General features: G+C 61.5%; 14 protein-coding genes, 1 tRNA gene and 1 pseudogene. 8 read left to right on the top strand and 8 right to left on the bottom strand.

The genetic code is table 11. From position 1 onward, the window contains the following. The first annotated feature begins 76 nt into the window (after positions 1 to 76). The 3 genes from LUB09_RS12380 to LUB09_RS12370 are packed head-to-tail and all read left to right on the top strand — an operon-like array spanning position 77 to position 3,506. Positions 77 to 1,372 (top strand): murein hydrolase activator EnvC family protein, encoded by a 1,296-nt coding sequence (locus LUB09_RS12380; RefSeq protein ID WP_209987446.1) that lies wholly within the window; start codon positions 77 to 79, stop codon positions 1,370 to 1,372. A gap of 30 nt (positions 1,373 to 1,402) precedes the next feature. After that, positions 1,403 to 2,731 carry a S41 family peptidase gene (locus LUB09_RS12375; RefSeq protein ID WP_231422701.1) on the top strand — a complete coding sequence of 443 codons (1,329 nt, stop codon included), beginning with the start codon at positions 1,403 to 1,405 and terminating at the stop codon, positions 2,729 to 2,731. A gap of 1 nt (position 2,732) precedes the next feature. Next, positions 2,733 to 3,506 carry a divergent polysaccharide deacetylase family protein gene (locus LUB09_RS12370; RefSeq protein WP_231422700.1) on the top strand — a complete coding sequence of 258 codons (774 nt, stop codon included), beginning with the start codon at positions 2,733 to 2,735 and terminating at the stop codon, positions 3,504 to 3,506. A gap of 523 nt (positions 3,507 to 4,029) precedes the next feature. On the opposite strand, the gene LUB09_RS12365 is transcribed toward LUB09_RS12370, so the two are convergent. From LUB09_RS12365 to LUB09_RS12335, 7 genes are all read right to left on the bottom strand, one after another. After that, the gene (locus tag LUB09_RS12365) at positions 4,030 to 4,776 is read right to left on the bottom strand and encodes a substrate-binding periplasmic protein (RefSeq protein WP_231422699.1); all 747 of its coding nucleotides are present in this window, start codon (positions 4,774 to 4,776) and stop codon (positions 4,030 to 4,032) included. A 66-nt stretch (positions 4,777 to 4,842) separates the two neighbouring features. Next, positions 4,843 to 5,613 carry an imidazole glycerol phosphate synthase subunit HisF gene (hisF, locus tag LUB09_RS12360; protein WP_003171107.1) on the bottom strand — a complete coding sequence of 257 codons (771 nt, stop codon included), beginning with the start codon at positions 5,611 to 5,613 and terminating at the stop codon, positions 4,843 to 4,845. Positions 5,614 to 5,696: 83 nt separating this feature from the next. Further along, complete coding sequence (gene hisA / locus LUB09_RS12355) at positions 5,697 to 6,446, bottom strand: 1-(5-phosphoribosyl)-5-[(5-phosphoribosylamino)methylideneamino]imidazole-4-carboxamide isomerase (RefSeq protein WP_231422698.1); 750 nt, start codon at positions 6,444 to 6,446, stop codon at positions 5,697 to 5,699. A gap of 39 nt (positions 6,447 to 6,485) precedes the next feature. Then, entirely contained in the window at positions 6,486 to 6,743 is a 258-nt protein-coding gene (locus tag LUB09_RS12350; RefSeq protein ID WP_231422697.1) for a DUF2164 domain-containing protein, read from the bottom strand. Further along, positions 6,743 to 7,381, bottom strand: a complete 639-nt coding sequence (hisH, locus tag LUB09_RS12345; RefSeq protein WP_057008572.1) for an imidazole glycerol phosphate synthase subunit HisH — start codon at positions 7,379 to 7,381, stop codon at positions 6,743 to 6,745. Before hisH ends, LUB09_RS12350 begins: the two co-directional genes overlap by 1 nt. Then, positions 7,381 to 7,974 carry an imidazoleglycerol-phosphate dehydratase HisB gene (hisB, locus tag LUB09_RS12340; protein ID WP_003237513.1) on the bottom strand — a complete coding sequence of 198 codons (594 nt, stop codon included), beginning with the start codon at positions 7,972 to 7,974 and terminating at the stop codon, positions 7,381 to 7,383. Before hisB ends, hisH begins: the two co-directional genes overlap by 1 nt. Positions 7,975 to 8,231: 257 nt before the next feature. Further along, positions 8,232 to 9,866, bottom strand: a complete 1,635-nt coding sequence (locus LUB09_RS12335; protein ID WP_209987433.1) for an OFA family MFS transporter — start codon at positions 9,864 to 9,866, stop codon at positions 8,232 to 8,234. 324 nt (positions 9,867 to 10,190) lie between these two features. Between LUB09_RS12335 and LUB09_RS12330 the strand changes: the two genes are divergently transcribed. The 5 genes and pseudogenes from LUB09_RS12330 to LUB09_RS12310 form a co-directional block, all read left to right on the top strand. Continuing rightward, positions 10,191 to 12,404: an AsmA family protein gene (locus LUB09_RS12330; RefSeq protein WP_231422696.1), complete on the top strand. Its 2,214-nt coding sequence runs from the start codon at positions 10,191 to 10,193 to the stop codon at positions 12,402 to 12,404. Continuing rightward, positions 12,401 to 13,468 carry an A/G-specific adenine glycosylase gene (mutY, locus tag LUB09_RS12325; RefSeq protein ID WP_231422695.1) on the top strand — a complete coding sequence of 356 codons (1,068 nt, stop codon included), beginning with the start codon at positions 12,401 to 12,403 and terminating at the stop codon, positions 13,466 to 13,468. Before LUB09_RS12330 ends, mutY begins: the two co-directional genes overlap by 4 nt. Beyond that, positions 13,465 to 13,737, top strand: a complete 273-nt coding sequence (locus LUB09_RS12320) for an oxidative damage protection protein (RefSeq protein ID WP_231422694.1) — start codon at positions 13,465 to 13,467, stop codon at positions 13,735 to 13,737. The genes mutY and LUB09_RS12320 overlap by 4 nt, the downstream gene beginning before the upstream one ends. A gap of 103 nt (positions 13,738 to 13,840) precedes the next feature. Continuing rightward, positions 13,841 to 13,916 (top strand) — tRNA-Phe (locus LUB09_RS12315). A gap of 333 nt (positions 13,917 to 14,249) precedes the next feature. Continuing rightward, positions 14,250 to 14,486 (top strand): annotated as a pseudogene (locus tag LUB09_RS12310) (Fic family protein); the annotation flags it as partial. Positions 14,487 to 14,510: 24 nt separating this feature from the next. Here LUB09_RS12310 and LUB09_RS12305 read toward each other — a convergent pair. Further along, a complete protein-coding gene (locus LUB09_RS12305; protein WP_231422693.1) occupies positions 14,511 to 16,118 on the bottom strand; it encodes a hypothetical protein in 1,608 nt (535 codons plus the stop codon). Positions 16,119 to 16,169 lie beyond the last annotated feature (51 nt).

The following is a 16,169-nucleotide window of genomic DNA, read 5'->3' as shown; positions in this document are numbered from 1 at the left end:
GCCCGAATTGGGCGTTTTTTTTGCCGCGCTTGGCGGGCATACTAGGCCGTCCATTTCCCTGGTGTCGCCCGCCTCTATGCTTCGCGCCTTGATTACCCTTGCTCTTGTCTGCCTGCTCCAACCGGCGTTTGCCGATGAGCGCGCACAAACCCAACAACAGTTGGACGCTACGCGTCAGGATATTACCGAGCTGAAAAAACTGCTCGGCAAACTCCAGGAAGAAAAATCCGGGGTGCAGAAAGACCTGCGCGGTACGGAAACCGAGATGGGCAAGCTGGAGAAGCAAGTCCAGGAGCTGCAAAAAGAACTAAAGAAGAGCGAGTCGGAACTGGAGCGACTCGACGCTGAGAAAAAAAAACTCCAGAGCGCACGCGTTGAACAGCAACGCCTGATTGCGATCCAGGCCCGCGCCGCTTACCAGAGCGGCCGCCAGGAATACCTCAAGCTGCTGCTCAATCAGCAGAACCCCGAGAAATTCGCACGCACCCTGACCTATTACGATTACCTGAGCAAAGCGCGGCTGGAGCAATTGAAAGGGTTCAACGAAACCCTGCGCCAGTTGGCCAATGTCGAACAGGAAATCGCCGACCAGCAATCGCAGCTGCTCGACCAGAAAACCGTACTCGATACCCAGCGTGACCAGCTCGACAAGGTACGCAAGGAACGCCAGCTGGCCCTTGCCAAGCTCAACGACGACGTCAAGGCCCGCGACGCCAAGTTGCAGGCCCGCGTGCAGGACCAGGCCGACCTGGCCAAGGTGCTCAAAACCATCGAGGAAACCCTGGCCCGCCAGGCTCGCGAGGCTGAAGAGGCGCGGCAAAAAGCGCTGATCGCCCAGCAGGAAGCCGAAAAAAAGCGCCAGCGTGAGGCCGAACAGGCGGCCACCACCGACGCGCCAGCGCCGCGTAAACCGGCGCGTGCAGCGCCCGGCCCGCTGGTTTCCAGCACCGGCGAGTCGTTCGGCGGCCCTTTTGCTTCAGCACGCGGCAAACTTCCATGGCCGGTTGATGGTCGATTACTGGCACGCTTTGGTGAAACCCGTGGCGATGACACCCGCGCCAAGTGGGATGGCGTGATGATCAGCGCCGCTGCCGGCAGCCAGGTCCACGCCGTTCACGGTGGGCGCGTGGTGTTCGCCGATTGGCTGCGCGGCGCTGGCCTGCTGGTGATTCTTGACCACGGCAATGGCTATTTGAGCCTTTACGGCCACAATCAGACATTACTCAAGTCGGCAGGTGATGTTGTAAAAGCCGGTGAATCCATCTCCACTGTGGGTAACAGTGGTGGCCAGGACACCCCGGCGCTGTACTTCGCTATTCGTCAGCAGGGCCGCCCGAGCGACCCTGCACAATGGTGCCGTTCCCAAGGATAGGGCCGTACCTACATTAGGAGTTCGTTCGACATGCTGCATTTGTCCCGCCTCACTTCGCTGGCCCTGACGATCGCCCTGGTGACCGGCGCGCCGCTGGCTTTCGCCGATCAGGCCGCTGCGGCCGCACCCGCCGCCACAGCCGCGACCTCTGCCGCGACCACCAAGGCGCCGTTGCCGCTGGACGAGCTGCGCACCTTTGCCGAGGTCATGGACCGCATCAAGGCAGCCTATGTCGAACCGGTAGACGACAAGACCCTGCTGGAAAATGCCATCAAGGGCATGCTCAGCAACCTCGACCCGCACTCTGCGTACCTTGGTCCGGAAGATTTCGCCGAGCTGCAGGAAAGCACCAGCGGTGAGTTCGGTGGCCTGGGCATTGAGGTGGGCGCTGAAGACGGCCAGATCAAAGTGGTCTCGCCAATCGACGACACCCCGGCGTCCAAGGCCGGCATCCAGGCCGGCGACTTGATCGTCAAGATCAACGGCCAGCCCACCCGCGGCCAGACCATGACCGAAGCCGTCGACAAGATGCGCGGCAAGCTCGGCCAGAAAATCACCCTGACCCTGGTGCGCGACGGCGGCAACCCGTTTGACGTGACCCTGGCCCGCGCGACCATCACGGTCAAGAGCGTGAAGAGCCAATTGCTGGAGTCGGGTTACGGCTACATCCGGATCACTCAGTTCCAGGTCAAGACCGGCGACGAAGTGGCCAAGGCCCTGGCCAAGCTGCGCAAGGACAACGGCAAGAAACTCAACGGCATCGTGCTCGACCTGCGTAACAACCCGGGCGGCGTGCTGCAATCGGCGGTGGAAGTGGTCGACCACTTCATCACCAAGGGCCTGATCGTCTACACCAAGGGCCGCATCGCCAATTCCGAGCTGCGTTTCTCGGCCACCGGTAACGACCTCAGCGAAAACGTGCCACTGGCCGTGCTGATCAACGGCGGCAGCGCCTCGGCCTCGGAAATCGTCGCCGGTGCCCTGCAGGACCAGAAGCGCGGCGTGCTGATGGGCACCACCAGCTTCGGCAAGGGCTCGGTGCAAACCGTGTTGCCGCTGAACAACGAGCGCGCCCTGAAAATCACCACTGCGCTGTACTACACGCCGAACGGGCGCTCGATCCAGGCCCAGGGCATCGTGCCGGACATTGAGGTGCGCAAGGCCAAGATCACCAACGAGATCGACAGCGAGTATTACAAGGAGGCCGACCTGCAAGGTCACCTGGGCAATGGCAACGGCGGCGCCGACCAGCCTACCGGCAGCGGCGCCAAAGCCAAGCCGATGCCACAGGACGACGACTACCAGTTGGCCCAGGCGTTGAGCCTGCTCAAGGGCCTGAGCATCACGCGCAACCGTTGATATGCGCCTTGCCCTGATTATCGCCGTGCTGTGCAGCCTGGCAGGTGTCGCCCACGCGACGCCTGCCGGCGAATCTCAAAAGGCCTACCTGACCCTGATCATCGACGACCTGGGGCAAAACCTGCCACGGGATCGGCGTGTGCTGGCCCTGCCCGGGCCGGTCACCACCGCGATCATGCCCGACACGCCCCACGCCGCCGAATTCGCCCGCGAAGCCCACAAGGCCGGCAAGATCGTGATCCTGCACATGCCCATGGACCCGGCCACCGGCCCGTTCGCCTGGCACCCTGAATTGCCCATCGAAGAACTCGGCAAGCGCCTGGACGCCGCCTTCGAAGCCGTGCCTTTCACCGCTGGCATCAACAATCACATGGGCAGCCGCATGACCGCCCAGCCGCAGGCGATGGCCTGGCTGATGGGCGAGCTGCAGCGTCGTCACAAGTTCTTTGTCGACAGCCGCACCAGCGCGCAGACCGTTGCCGCCGCCGAGGCGCAGAAGATTGGCCTGGCCAGTGTCTCGCGGGATGTGTTTCTGGATGACGAACGCACCGAAGCGGCCATCGCCACCCAACTGCAAACCGCGATCAAGCTGGCGCACAAGCAGGGATCGGTGGTGATGATCGGCCACCCTTATCCACAAACCCTGGCGGTGCTGGAGCGCGAACTGCCCCGGCTCAAGGCACAAGGCGTCGAATGGATCGATATCAAATCGATGATCAGCCTGCGCAGCAATCAGGCCATGGGCGGCCATGGCAAGAACGGCCAGTACCGTTAGACAAGATGGCGACATACCACTGTGGGAGCAGGATTGCCCTAATGCTATTCAGTTAAGAGCAGACCCCTATGTGAGCGGCGGTGTGCCTGGCCTGCGAAAGCGGTGCGTCAGTCAGCATCCATGTTTACCGGGCCGACGCCTTCGCAGGCAAGCCAGCTCTTATCAAACACAAAATAACGTATTGATTTTAAAACCTGAAGTTTCAGTCAGCCACATTCCTGTGGCGAGCGGGCTTGCCCCAATGCCGTTCAGTCAAGCGCAGATTCCCTGTGGCGAGCAGGCTTGTCCTGCGTTGGGCTGCGCAGCAGCCCCAAAACCAGGCGCTGAGCCGTATCAGGTACACCGCGTTTTGCTTGATTGGGGGCGCTTCGCACCCCAACGCGGGGCAAGCCCGCTCGCCACAGAGGCCCCAGTTTGCTGCGCGACAGCGCTAAGTCGAAGACTTGGCGGAGCCTCCCACATTTTTGACCGTGTTTGTCCCGCTGATTGCCGTGCTGCAGTCGTGGGAGCTGGTGACTGCAGGTTAAAGGTAGCGCGCCATGATCTCGTCGACCACGCCGTCTTTACGCAATTGATCCAGCGTGGCCTGAAGCTTCGCCACCAGTTCATCCGACACGTTCTTGTTCAACGCGAGGTAGAGTTGAGCGCTATTGAAGCGCAACACGGTCTTGAGCCCCGTCACGCCCACCTGACGCGCCAGATAACGCCCGGCGGGATCGCCGGTGGCCCAGAGGTCGATCTGGCCGTCCATGAGTCGTTGCGCATTGTCCTGATCGCGCAGCACAACCAGCGGCTTTAGGCCTTGCCTGTCCAGGGTCTGGGCAATGGCATCGCCCTTGTAGGCACCGATTTTATAGCGGCGCGCCTGCTCGAGGCTGCTGAGCTCAATCCTGCTGTCGGCCTTGGCCAGCAGCACCCAATCATCCGGGCCGATGGGGCCGACCCATTTGAACAGCGCTTCACGCTCGGGCAGGCGCGCCATCACGAAAACGCCGTAGCCGGGTTTTTCCAGGGTGAGTTTATAGATGCGCTCCCAGGGGAACCGCAGGGTGAGGTTGTAGGCAATGCCGGCACGCTTGAAGGTCTCGCGCACGATATCTGCGGCGATGCCTTCGATGTTCTCGTCCCTGGCGAAGTTCTTGCCGTTTTTTGCCATGTTGTAGGGCGGAAAATTTTCCGTCAGCAACACCAGCGCGGCGTCAGAGGGTTCGTCGGCGTGGGCCGCACCAGCCAACAGCAGGGACGTGGCAAGCAGGAGTTGTTTGAACATGTAGGCTACCGGAATCCATGGCAAGCGCAGAGAGTGCCGCGCGCCTGCCATGCTGTCCAGCAGCGTTTAGCGCACCACGATACCGCGCGCGGCCATGTAGGCCTTGGCCTCGGGAACGGTGTATTCGCCGAAGTGGAAAATGCTCGCCGCCAGCACTGCGCTGGCGTGGCCTTCGATCACGCCATCGGCCAGGTGCTGCAGGTTGCCGACGCCGCCGGAGGCGATCACCGGGATGCCGAGCGCGTCGCTGATGGCGCGGGTCACGCCCAGGTCGAAGCCGTTTTTCATGCCGTCCTGGTCCATGCTGGTCAGCAGGATTTCGCCCGCACCCAGGCCTTCCATCTTCATCGCCCACTCCACCGCGTCCAGGCCGGTCGGCTTGCGCCCGCCGTGGGTGAAGATCTCCCAGCGCGGGGTTTCGCCGGGGCCCGAGACTTTCTTGGCGTCGATGGCGACCACAATGCACTGCGAGCCGAAGTGCTGCGCAGCCTCGCCGACGAACTCCGGATTGAACACTGCGGCGGTGTTGATCGAGACCTTGTCGGCACCGGCGTTGAGCAGGTTGCGAATATCCTGCACGGTGCGTACGCCACCGCCCACGGTCAGCGGGATGAACACCTGGCTGGCCATGCGCTCGACGGTATGCAGCGTGGTGTCGCGGCCGTCGACGCTGGCGGTGATGTCGAGAAAGGTAATCTCGTCGGCACCCTGCTCATCGTAGCGACGGGCGATTTCCACCGGGTCGCCGGCATCCCGGATGTTCTCGAACTTGACACCCTTGACCACGCGACCGTTGTCGACGTCCAGGCAAGGGATGATGCGTTTGGCCAGCGCCATGGGCTTATCTCCGATAAGAGTTGCAAGCTTTGAGCTGCAAGCTGCAAGTAGAAGCGGGTCTGCTTTTACTTGCAGCTTGCAGCTTACAACTTGAAGCTGGCCTCATAGCCATCACACAGGGCCTGAGCTTCGGACACATCCAGGGTGCCCTCATAAATCGCACGGCCGGTGATGGCGCCGATGATGCCGGGCGCACGGGCGTCCAGCAGCGACTTGATGTCGCCCAGGTTGTGGATACCGCCGGAAGCAATCACCGGGATTTTCGTCGCGGCGGCCAGCGCAGCGGTAAACGGCACGTTGCAGCCCTGCATCATGCCGTCCTTGGCAATGTCGGTATAAACGATGGCGGAGACGCCGTCGGCTTCGAACTGTTTGGCCAGGTCGATCACCTGCACGGTGCTGATTTCAGCCCAGCCGTCGGTGGCGACGAAACCGTCCTTGGCATCCAGGCCGACGATCACCTTACCGGGGAACGCGCGGCAGGCCTCGGCGACGAAGGCCGGGTCTTTCACGGCCTTGGTGCCGATGATCACGTAGCTCACGCCCGCCTTGACGTAGTGCTCGATGGTTTCCAGCGAACGGATACCGCCACCGATCTGGATCGGCAGGTTGGGGTAGCGTTTGGCGATGGCGGTGACCACCTCACCATTGACCGGCTGGCCTTCGAAGGCGCCGTTCAGGTCCACCAGATGCAGGCGACGGCAGCCCCCTTCCACCCACTTGGCGGCCATGCTCACCGGGTCATCGGAGAACACGGTGGAGTCTTCCATGCGGCCCTGGCGCAGACGTACGCAAGCGCCGTCCTTGAGATCGATAGCGGGGATAATCAGCATCTGGCAAACCTTATTCGATATTCAGCAATGCTTGGGAAATCAGGGTTTCTCAAGCGACCACAAGTCGCTTTCGAGGCTTTCGAACCTTTCTTTAAGGAGCGTCTGCGTGTCGAAAATCGCCCTGTTGTAATAGTGCGGCGCCACCTCAAGGGTGAACAGCTCAAGAATCTCGGCCACTTCGAACGAGCCCAGCGTGAGCTCGAAACGGTCCTGCATGAAGCGCTTGATCTTGTCGGTGGCCTCACGCTCCTGCTCGGGCGTGAGGGTCAAGATCGGTGCTTTGGCCTTCCTGGCCATTACCAGCGGCCATCCCACGCGGCGAAGTTCTGCAGCAGTTGCAGGCCATGGGTATGGCTTTTTTCCGGGTGGAACTGCACGGCAAAACGCGAGCCTTCGGCCAGCGCGGCGGCGAAGTCGACGCCGTAATGCCCGCCGCCTGCCACCTGGCCGGCTTTACCGGCGGCGATGTAGTAGCTGTGCACGAAGTAAAAGCGCGCCATGTCCGGCACCTCATGCCACAACGGGTGATCCAGCGTCTGGCGCACTTCGTTCCAGCCCATGTGCGGGACTTTCAAGTGGGCGCCGTCTTCGTGCAGGTCTTTGCCGAAGAACTTCACATCGCCGGGGAACAGGCCGATGCAGTCGACGCCATTGTTCTCTTCACTGCGATCCAGCAGGGCTTGCATGCCCACGCAGATACCGAGGAAAGGACGGTCCTGGCTGACTTCACGCACCAGGCTGTCAAAGCCCAGGCGACGAATCTCGGCCATGCAGTCGCGAATCGCGCCCACACCGGGGAACACCACGCGGTCGGCTTCGCGAATCACATCGGCATCGCTGGTGATCAGCACCTTGCCGGCACCCACGTGTTCGAGGGCCTTGGCCACCGAATGCAGGTTGCCCATGCCGTAGTCGATAACCGCGACCGTCTGCATTACAGGACGCCCTTGGTCGACGGCATTTGCCCGGCCATGCGGTCGTCCAGCTCCACCGCCATGCGCAGCGCGCGGCCGAAGGCCTTGAACACGGTTTCGATCTGGTGGTGGGTGTTGGTGCCGCGCAGGTTGTCGATGTGCAGGCTGACGAGTGCGTGGTTGACGAACCCCTGGAAGAATTCCTGGAACAGGTCGACGTCGAAGCCGCCTACGGTGGCGCGGGTGTAGGGCACGTGCATCTGCAGGCCCGGGCGACCGGAGAAGTCGATGACCACGCGCGACAGCGCTTCATCCAGCGGCACATAGGCATGGCCGTAGCGACGGATGCCTTTTTTGTCGCCGATGGCCTTGGCAAAGGCCTGGCCGAGGGTGATGCCCACGTCTTCCACCGTGTGGTGGTCGTCGATGTGCAGGTCGCCCTTGCTGACGATATCCAGGTCGATCAGCCCGTGACGGGCGATCTGGTCCAGCATGTGCTCAAGGAAGGGGACACCGATATCAAATCGGGCCTTTCCGGTGCCATCCAGGTTGATCGAGGCTTTGATCTGGGTTTCCAGAGTGTCGCGCTCGACGGACGCCATACGTTCGACCATCACCAGCTCCGCAAATCATTGGGCGAAAAAGGTGGCCATTATAGGGGTGCGGGCGGCAAACAGAAACATCGGAGGGGATAAGACTGATGGAGTGTCGGGGATAGACATGTGCATACAACTGGAACCCGCTGATGCGAACTCGGCACCCCCAATGTGGCAGGGGGCTTGCTCCCGATAGCGGCGGATCAGCCTGCACATAGGCAACTGACCCATCGCCATCGGGAGCAAGCCCCCTCCCACAAGTTATTGCGGCGTTATCAGTGGAACAGTACCGCCGTCTTCTGCAGGGTTACCCACACACCCCACGCCAACGGAATACCCACCACCAGCCAGGCGGCAATCGCCAGCGGCTTGCTGCCAGGGGAGGCTTTCCACTCCAGCACGGTGGACGCATCAGCGCCCTTGTCATGGCCCAGCGCCTGTTCGGCAGCCAGTTCGGCGTCGCTCATGAAGTACTTGTCGGCCACCGGGCGCACCAGCAGGTTGCAGATGAAGCCCAGCACCAACAGACCGGCGAGGATGTACAAGGTGATGTCATAGGCCGCAGCGCGTTCAACGCCAATGCTCAATTGATATTCACGCAGGTAGTTCACCAACACCGGGCCCAGCACGCCGGCCGCAGCCCAGGCGGTCAGCAGGCGACCGTGGATCGCACCGACCATTTGCGTACCGAACAGGTCGGCCAGGTAAGCCGGCACGGTGGCGAAGCCGCCGCCGTACATCGACAGGATCACGCAGAACGCCGCCACGAACAGCGCCACGTTGCCCAGGTGCCCCAGGTTCGGGATCAGCGCGTACAGGGCAAAGCCCAGGGCGAAGAACACGAAGTAGGTGTTTTTGCGGCCCAGGTAGTCAGAGAACGACGCCCAGAAGAACCGGCCGCCGATGTTGAACAGGCTCAACAGACCGGTAAAGCCCGCCGCAATCGCAGCAATCGACGCCAGTTGCCCGGCATCCAGCTGGCCAAACGGCACATTCACGCCCAGCAACTTGCCGCCGAACACTTCCTGCAGCAGCGGCGAAGCCATGCCCAGGATGCCGATACCGGCGGAAACGTTCAGGCACAGCACCAGCCACACCAGACGGAATTGCGGGGTTTTCCAGGCCACGTTCACGTGCACGTGACGGTGGGTGATCATCGCATTGCTGGCTTTTTTCGCCGGTGCCGTCCAGCCCTCAGGCTTCCAGCCGGTCGGCGGTACGCGGTAGGACAGTGCGCCGCCGATCATGAACACGAAGTAGATCGCAGCCATCACCAGGAAGCTCTGCCACACGCCCACGCTGGTTGGCGAAGCGAAGTGACCCATCAGCGCTGCGGCCAGAGGTGCACCGACCATCGCGCCGCCGCCGAAGCCCATGATCGCCATGCCGGTGGCCATGCCGCGCTTGTCCGGGAACCACTTGATCAGGGTCGAAACGGGCGAGATATAGCCCAGGCCCAGGCCGATACCGCCAATCACGCCGGAACCGATCCACATCAGCCAGATCTGGTGGGTATAGATACCCAGCGCCGAAATCAACAGGCCACCGCACCAGCACAGGGCCGATACAACGCCAGCCTTGCGCGGCCCGGCGTGTTCCAGCCAGCCGCCCCAGATCGCTGCCGAGCAGCCCAGGAAAATGAAAAACAGGGTGTAGATCCAGCCCAGCATGGAGATGGGCCAGTCACACTGGGACGAAAAGACCTGCGTGATAAAGCTCATGTCCGGTGCACACGCGACCGGCGCAGTAATACCCAGCGCTTTGGACAGCGGCAGCCAGAACACCGAGAAGCCGTAGGCCATGCCGATGCACAGGTGGATGGCCAGGGCGGCCGGTGGAACCAGCCAGCGGTTGAACCCCGGTTTGGCGATAATGCGCTCCTTGGACAGGAACGCAGGCTTTGTGCTCATTGGTGTTTCCCCCAGTTGTTAGTGTGTGTCCGTCAGGCGCTCTCCCCCTCGGCATTGCACGCAAAGCGTGGCCGTGGTGGTCGAGTAAAGCTCCATTTTGGCGCGACGATAGGTCGCAGAAGGCGGACGAACGCGCAGAGATTAGCACCTGTAGAGACAAGAAAAACCAAACTGATATCACTTTTTCAGGAAATTCGTTTTTTCTGACGCCAAATTCCTGTTCTTCTCGATCTGGATACAATGTAACGATCGCTGAACTGACTCAGGCCGCCGGGCGTTATACTCTGCGGCTAAATTTTGAAATCGACATACAAGGACTCGCCCATGAAAGCGTTCGGCAAAATCCTGGGTCTGGTACTCCTCGGGCTGTTGCTGATCATTGTGGCTCTCGGCTTTGCCCTGACCCACCTCTTCGATCCCAACGACTACAAGGAAGAGATTCGCCAGATTGCCCGCGACAAGGCCCACATCGAGCTGACGCTCAATGGCGATATCGGCTGGAGCCTGTTCCCCTGGCTCGGTCTTGAACTGCATGACGCCAGCGTGGCAACCCTGACCACCCCGACCCAGCCATTCGCCGATCTGCAGATGCTCGGCCTGTCGGTGCGCGTGCTGCCCCTGCTGCGCCGCGAAGTGCAGATGAGCGATGTGCGGGTCGAAGGCCTGAACCTGCGCCTGAACCGCGACAAGCAGGGCCATGGCAACTGGGAAGATATCGGCAAGAACGTGACGGTAGCGACCACCACCGGCACCCCTGCTCCGGCGGAACAACCGGCCGAGGCCGAGCCGGAGAAACCGGCCAAGCCGATTCGCCTGGACATCGACAGCCTGACCGTCAACAACGCGCGCGTCGAATACAACGATGAGCAGACCGGCAAGCAGTTCAGCGCCGAGAGTATCCAGCTGAGCGCTGGCGCCGTGCATGAAGGCGCAAGCATTCCGGTGAAGCTCACCGCGTTCTTCGGCAGCAACCAGCCGGTGATGCGCATCAAGACCGAGCTCAACGGCAACCTGCGCATCCAGCGCGCCCTCAAGCGTTACCAGTTCGAAGACATGAAGATCTCCGGTGAAGCCACCGGCGAGCCGCTGCAGGGCAAGACCGTGACCTTCTCCACCCAGGGCCAGTTGCTGGTGGACCAGGCGGCGAACATCGCCGAATGGACCAACCTGAAACTGTCGGCCAACCAACTGCGCGCGCTGGGCGAACTGAAGGTCAACGACCTGGACAAGACCCCGCAGCTCAGCGGCGCCCTGTCCATCGCCCAATTCGACCTCGCCAAATTCCTCGACAGCGTCGGCCACCCGCTGCCGCCGATGGCCGACGGCAGCCTGAGCAAGGTCGAGCTGGTCAGCCGTCTGAAGGGCACGCCCACCAGCGTGGCGCTCGAAGACCTGAACCTGAAGCTCGACGGCAGCACCTTCACCGGCCGCATCGCCGTGGAAGATTTCGCCAAACAGTCGCTGCGCATGCAGCTCAAGGGCGACACCTTCAACGCCGACAACTATTTGCCGGCCAAGTCCGAGTCCGCCAAGGGCGCCACCGCCGCCCGCCAGGCCGAAGTGCAAAACAGCGAAGCCGGGGCCATGGCTGCCGGTGGCACCACGCCGCTGCCCGACGCGCCGACCAAAAGCGCCTGGAGCACCGACAAGCTGCTGCCGCTCACCCGCCTGCGTACCCTCGACGTGAATGCCGACCTTGCCTTTGGTCAGTTGACCTTGAGCAAACTGCCAATCCAGAACGCCGTGCTGAAAGCCTCCGGCATCGACGGCCAGCTCAAGCTCGACGCCCTCAGCGGCGGCCTCTACAACGGCACCTTCCAGGCCAACGGCACGCTCGACGTGCGCCAGGATATTCCGCTGCTCGCGTTGCAAAGCCATATCAGGCAAGTGCCGGTCGAACGCATCCTGCAGGCCCAGGGGCAAACCCCGCCGGTGAAAGGCCAGGTCACCCTCGACAGCAACCTCAGCGGCCGCGGCAACAGCCAGAAAGCGCTGATCGACAGTCTCAACGGCACCGCCAGCTTCGTGATCAACAACGGCGTGCTGCTCAATGCCAATATTGAGCAACAAGTGTGCACCGGCATCGCCCTGCTAAACCGCAAGACCCTGAGCAGCACGCCTCCGGGCAAGGACACGCCGTTCGAGGAACTGCGCGGCAACCTCACGTTCCGCAATGGCGTAGCCAGCAACCCCGACCTGAAAGTGCGCATCCCGGGCCTGACCGTCAACGGCAACGGTGACGTCGACCTGCGCGTACTGGGCATGGACTACCGCGTCGGCATCATTGTCGAAGGCGATCAGCGCGAAGTGCCGGACCCGGCGTGCCAGGTCGGTGCCAACTTCCAGAACATCGAAGTGCCGCTGCGCTGCCGCGGCCCGCTGGAGCTGGGTGCCAAGGCCTGCCGCCTGGACAAGGACGGCCTCGGCCAGGTCGCCATCAAGGCCGCCGGCAATCGCCTCAACGAGAAACTGGAAGAGAAGCTCGACAAGGTCAACCCGCAGCTCAAAGATGCTTTGAAAGGCCTGTTCAAACGATGAGAAACGAGCAGTTTTCAGAGGCCGTACTCGACTGGTACGACCGCCATGGTCGCCACGACCTGCCCTGGCAACAGGGCATCACGCCTTACCGGGTGTGGGTCTCGGAGATCATGCTGCAACAGACCCAGGTGAGCACCGTGCTCAATTACTTCGACCGGTTCATGGCCTCGCTGCCGACGGTCGAAGCCCTGGCCGCCGCGCCGGAAGACGAAGTGCTGCACCTGTGGACCGGCCTGGGCTACTACACTCGGGCGCGCAACCTGCAAAAGACCGCGAAGATCGTGGTGGCCGAGTACGGTGGCGAGTTTCCCAGGGATGTCGAAAAACTCACCGAACTGCCCGGCATCGGCCTGTCCACCGCCGGCGCCATCGCCAGCCTGAGCATGGGCCTGCGTGCGCCTATCCTCGATGGCAACGTCAAACGCGTGCTGGCGCGCTTTACCGCGCAGGAGGGCTACCCGGGCGAGCCCAAGGTGGCCAAGCAGCTATGGGCCACCGCAGAGCGCTTCACGCCCCATGAACGCGTCAACGCCTATACCCAGGCAATGATGGACATGGGCGCGACCCTTTGCACCCGCAGCAAACCCAGTTGCCTGCTGTGCCCGCTGGAAAAAGGCTGCGAGGCCCACATGCTCGGCCTGGAAACGCGCTACCCGATCCCCAAGCCGCGCAAGACCATCCCGCAGAAACGCACACTGATGCCAATGCTGGCCAACACCGAAGGCGCCATTCTGCTTTATCGCCGCCCCTCCACCGGACTGTGGGGCGGGTTGTGGAGCCTGCCGGAGCTGGATGACCTTGGCGACCTCGAACACCTGGCCGAGCAACACGCGCTCGAACTGGGCAAGCATCAGGAATTGCCGGGGCTGATCCACACCTTCAGCCACTTCCAGCTGGCCATCGAACCCTGGCTGGTACAGGTCGAGGAATCGGCCCATCACGTGGCCGAGGCCGACTGGCTCTGGTATAACCTCGCCACCCCGCCGCGCCTGGGCCTTGCCGCCCCGGTCAAGAAACTGCTGAAGCGCGCGGCCGACGTATTGAATGCAGGAGTGTCGTCATGACCCGCACCGTAATGTGCCGCAAGTACAAAGAAGAATTGCCAGCTCTGGACCGCCCTCCGTACCCGGGCGCCAAGGGCCAGGACATTCACGACAATGTCTCCGCCAAAGCCTGGGGCGACTGGCTTAAACACCAGACCCTGCTGATCAACGAAAAACGCCTGAACATGATGAACGCCGAAGACCGCAAATACCTGGCGGGCGAAATGGACAAGTTCTTTTCCGGCGAGGAATACGCCCAGGCCGAGGGCTACGTACCACCTGCTCAATAATTGAGCAAAAATCGGGGTCAGCACGTAAGCGACGGTAATAATTAAATATTTTTCTAAAACTTGCTTGACGCCCCCCTGAAAAACCCGTTTAATGCGCCCCGTTGCCCAGATAGCTCAGTCGGTAGAGCAGGGGATTGAAAATCCCCGTGTCGGCGGTTCGATTCCGTCTCTGGGCACCACTAATTAGTTTCAGGTGGTGCAACTATCATCCGAAACACAAAAAAACCCGCCTTGTGCGGGTTTTTTGTTGCCTGCGATTTGAGCAGGCCCTATACCACCCCTCAGGCACAGGCCCGCTGACGAAGGATCACCTGGCCAAACCCACTTGCGCCCCTCAAGCTTTTCACTTATCTGAATTGTGTTTTTGAGATAACGTAGTCCCTATTGAGACCCTGAACCCTGGTTTTACGGGCATCAGAGCGCTCCTTTTTTGAGATAATAAAAAATCGATTAGAGATATTTTTCGACATGGCAGAGTTTTTTCACCACGATCTTGAGCTTCTGAACCCTTCATTCGACTCAGGTCTGGCAAATCAAGCGACATTGCCGATGTACTGCCAAGCCTGTCCGCCGCACAAAGAACCTACCAGATAAAAAAACTGGTCGATCAGGGCATGCTTCTTCCCGTTAACCCAGGTGCACGGCATTACACCATCGGGTTCTCCAACAACTACCTGATCAGAGGCGTTATCAAGTCACTACGCGAGGAAGGATTCATCCCTGAGCAGCTGGACAGGCCTTATGCATGAAGACTTATCCAGACAAGGTCGCACTCACTTCAACAAAAACACCATCAACGGATTGTCATTCAATCGCCCGTTGAACGCCGGAGCCAGATGCTCCACCGGCGAGCCCTTCAGCAAGACCGTTTGCGTGCGTTCCACAATCACCCAGGACGGCCTTGGCAGCGCGTTCAATTTCTCCAGTTCATGGCGCCCTACGAACAACGGTCGCTCGTCGTGATCCAGGTTCATCATGTAGCGCACGCCCCAGGCGTCCTGGCCAAGATCGACGAACACCAACGGTCCAGGGGTGACGTCGCGCAGCGATTCGACCTGACCGACAAACGTGCGGGTGTCGAATTGCAGGTCCTTGGACGGCTCTACCACCGCCACCAGCAGCAGCCATTGCGCCGCCAGTGCGATCAGACTGAGCCACACCAGGCGCGCCGCCCGATGCCAGGCGAACAGCACCGCCACCTGCAGCAACACCAATACGCTGAACAATAGCGGCAACGATACGTCCGGCCAGTAGCCATGTTTCTGCCACGCGTGCCGACACACCAGGACGGCAATCAGGCACAGCGTTGGCAGCGCCGCGACAAGGCCTTCGTAGCATCGGCGCACGCCAGCGAGCCAGCCCTGCGACTGCAGTAGCCCATAGGCGGCGACAGCGGCAAACATCGGCACCATCGGCAGGATGTAATAGGCACGCTTGAAATGCGGCACCGACAGGCCGAGCAGAATCATCAAGCCGCACGCACCGAGACGCACCACCATTTGCACGTCTTCATCGGTCCGTCGTAGCGCCCAGCGATGGCGCAGCGCAAACAGGGTCGCCAGGGCCAGCGGCACCACGGGAAAGTAACGGTACAAACTCAACTGGAAGTAGAAATAGAACGGCTCACCGTTTTCATCGAGGCGCCCACCCACCTGCATCTTGAATACCTCGTCGGCAAACGCATCGCCTCCGCTGATCCGCGCCAGCTTCATCAGCAGCCACCAGCAGGCCGCCAACAGCACCAGGCCGACCACACCGTGAATCAGCACCTGCCTGACCCGTTCGCCGGGACGGCCGAGCGCCCAGTAAACGCACGCCACGCCGCAGACCTCGATCAGCCCCAACGGGCCGCGAATCGCAAACGCCAGGATGAACAACGGAAACACCGCCAGTTGCCGCCAGCGCGAACCCAGGCGCTCACCACTGTGCAGCAGATAGAAGCTGCCCACGCAGAGCAGCGCGACCATCTGATCGAGGCAGACCGAGCGGGACTTTTCCAGCAGTTGTGTGGTGAGCAAGGTCAACAGCACAGTGAGCAGCGCCCATTGCCGGCTGCGAGGGGCCAACAGCCGGTAGATCACGGCAATCACCCCGGCGGATGCCAGCGCGGTGGGCAAGATATTCGCCAGGTGATTGGGCGCACCGAAGACTCGGGCAAACACAAAGCTGAAGAACGTCGCAGTGCCGGGGTAGTCCGCGTAGGGCTGGCCGTAGGTAGTAGGGAAAAGACTCGCGCCATGGCGAAACATTTCCTGCAGGAACAGCGCCCAGCGACCGTCAAAGCCTTGGGGCTGCTGGTCCCAGATACCCAAGGTGAACAGCAACAGGGCGACCAGAAACAGGCCCAGGGATTCCAGACGAAAACGGTTGCGGTGATCCATCGGTTGACCTGTCAGGTGTAAGGCGCCGCTCATGGTGCACAACGCACCCCT

The sequence above is a fragment of the Pseudomonas sp. Leaf59 genome, from assembly GCF_920984685.1.
GTDB lineage: Bacteria > Pseudomonadota > Gammaproteobacteria > Pseudomonadales > Pseudomonadaceae > Aquipseudomonas.
This window is presented reverse-complemented; position numbering and strand designations above follow the sequence as displayed.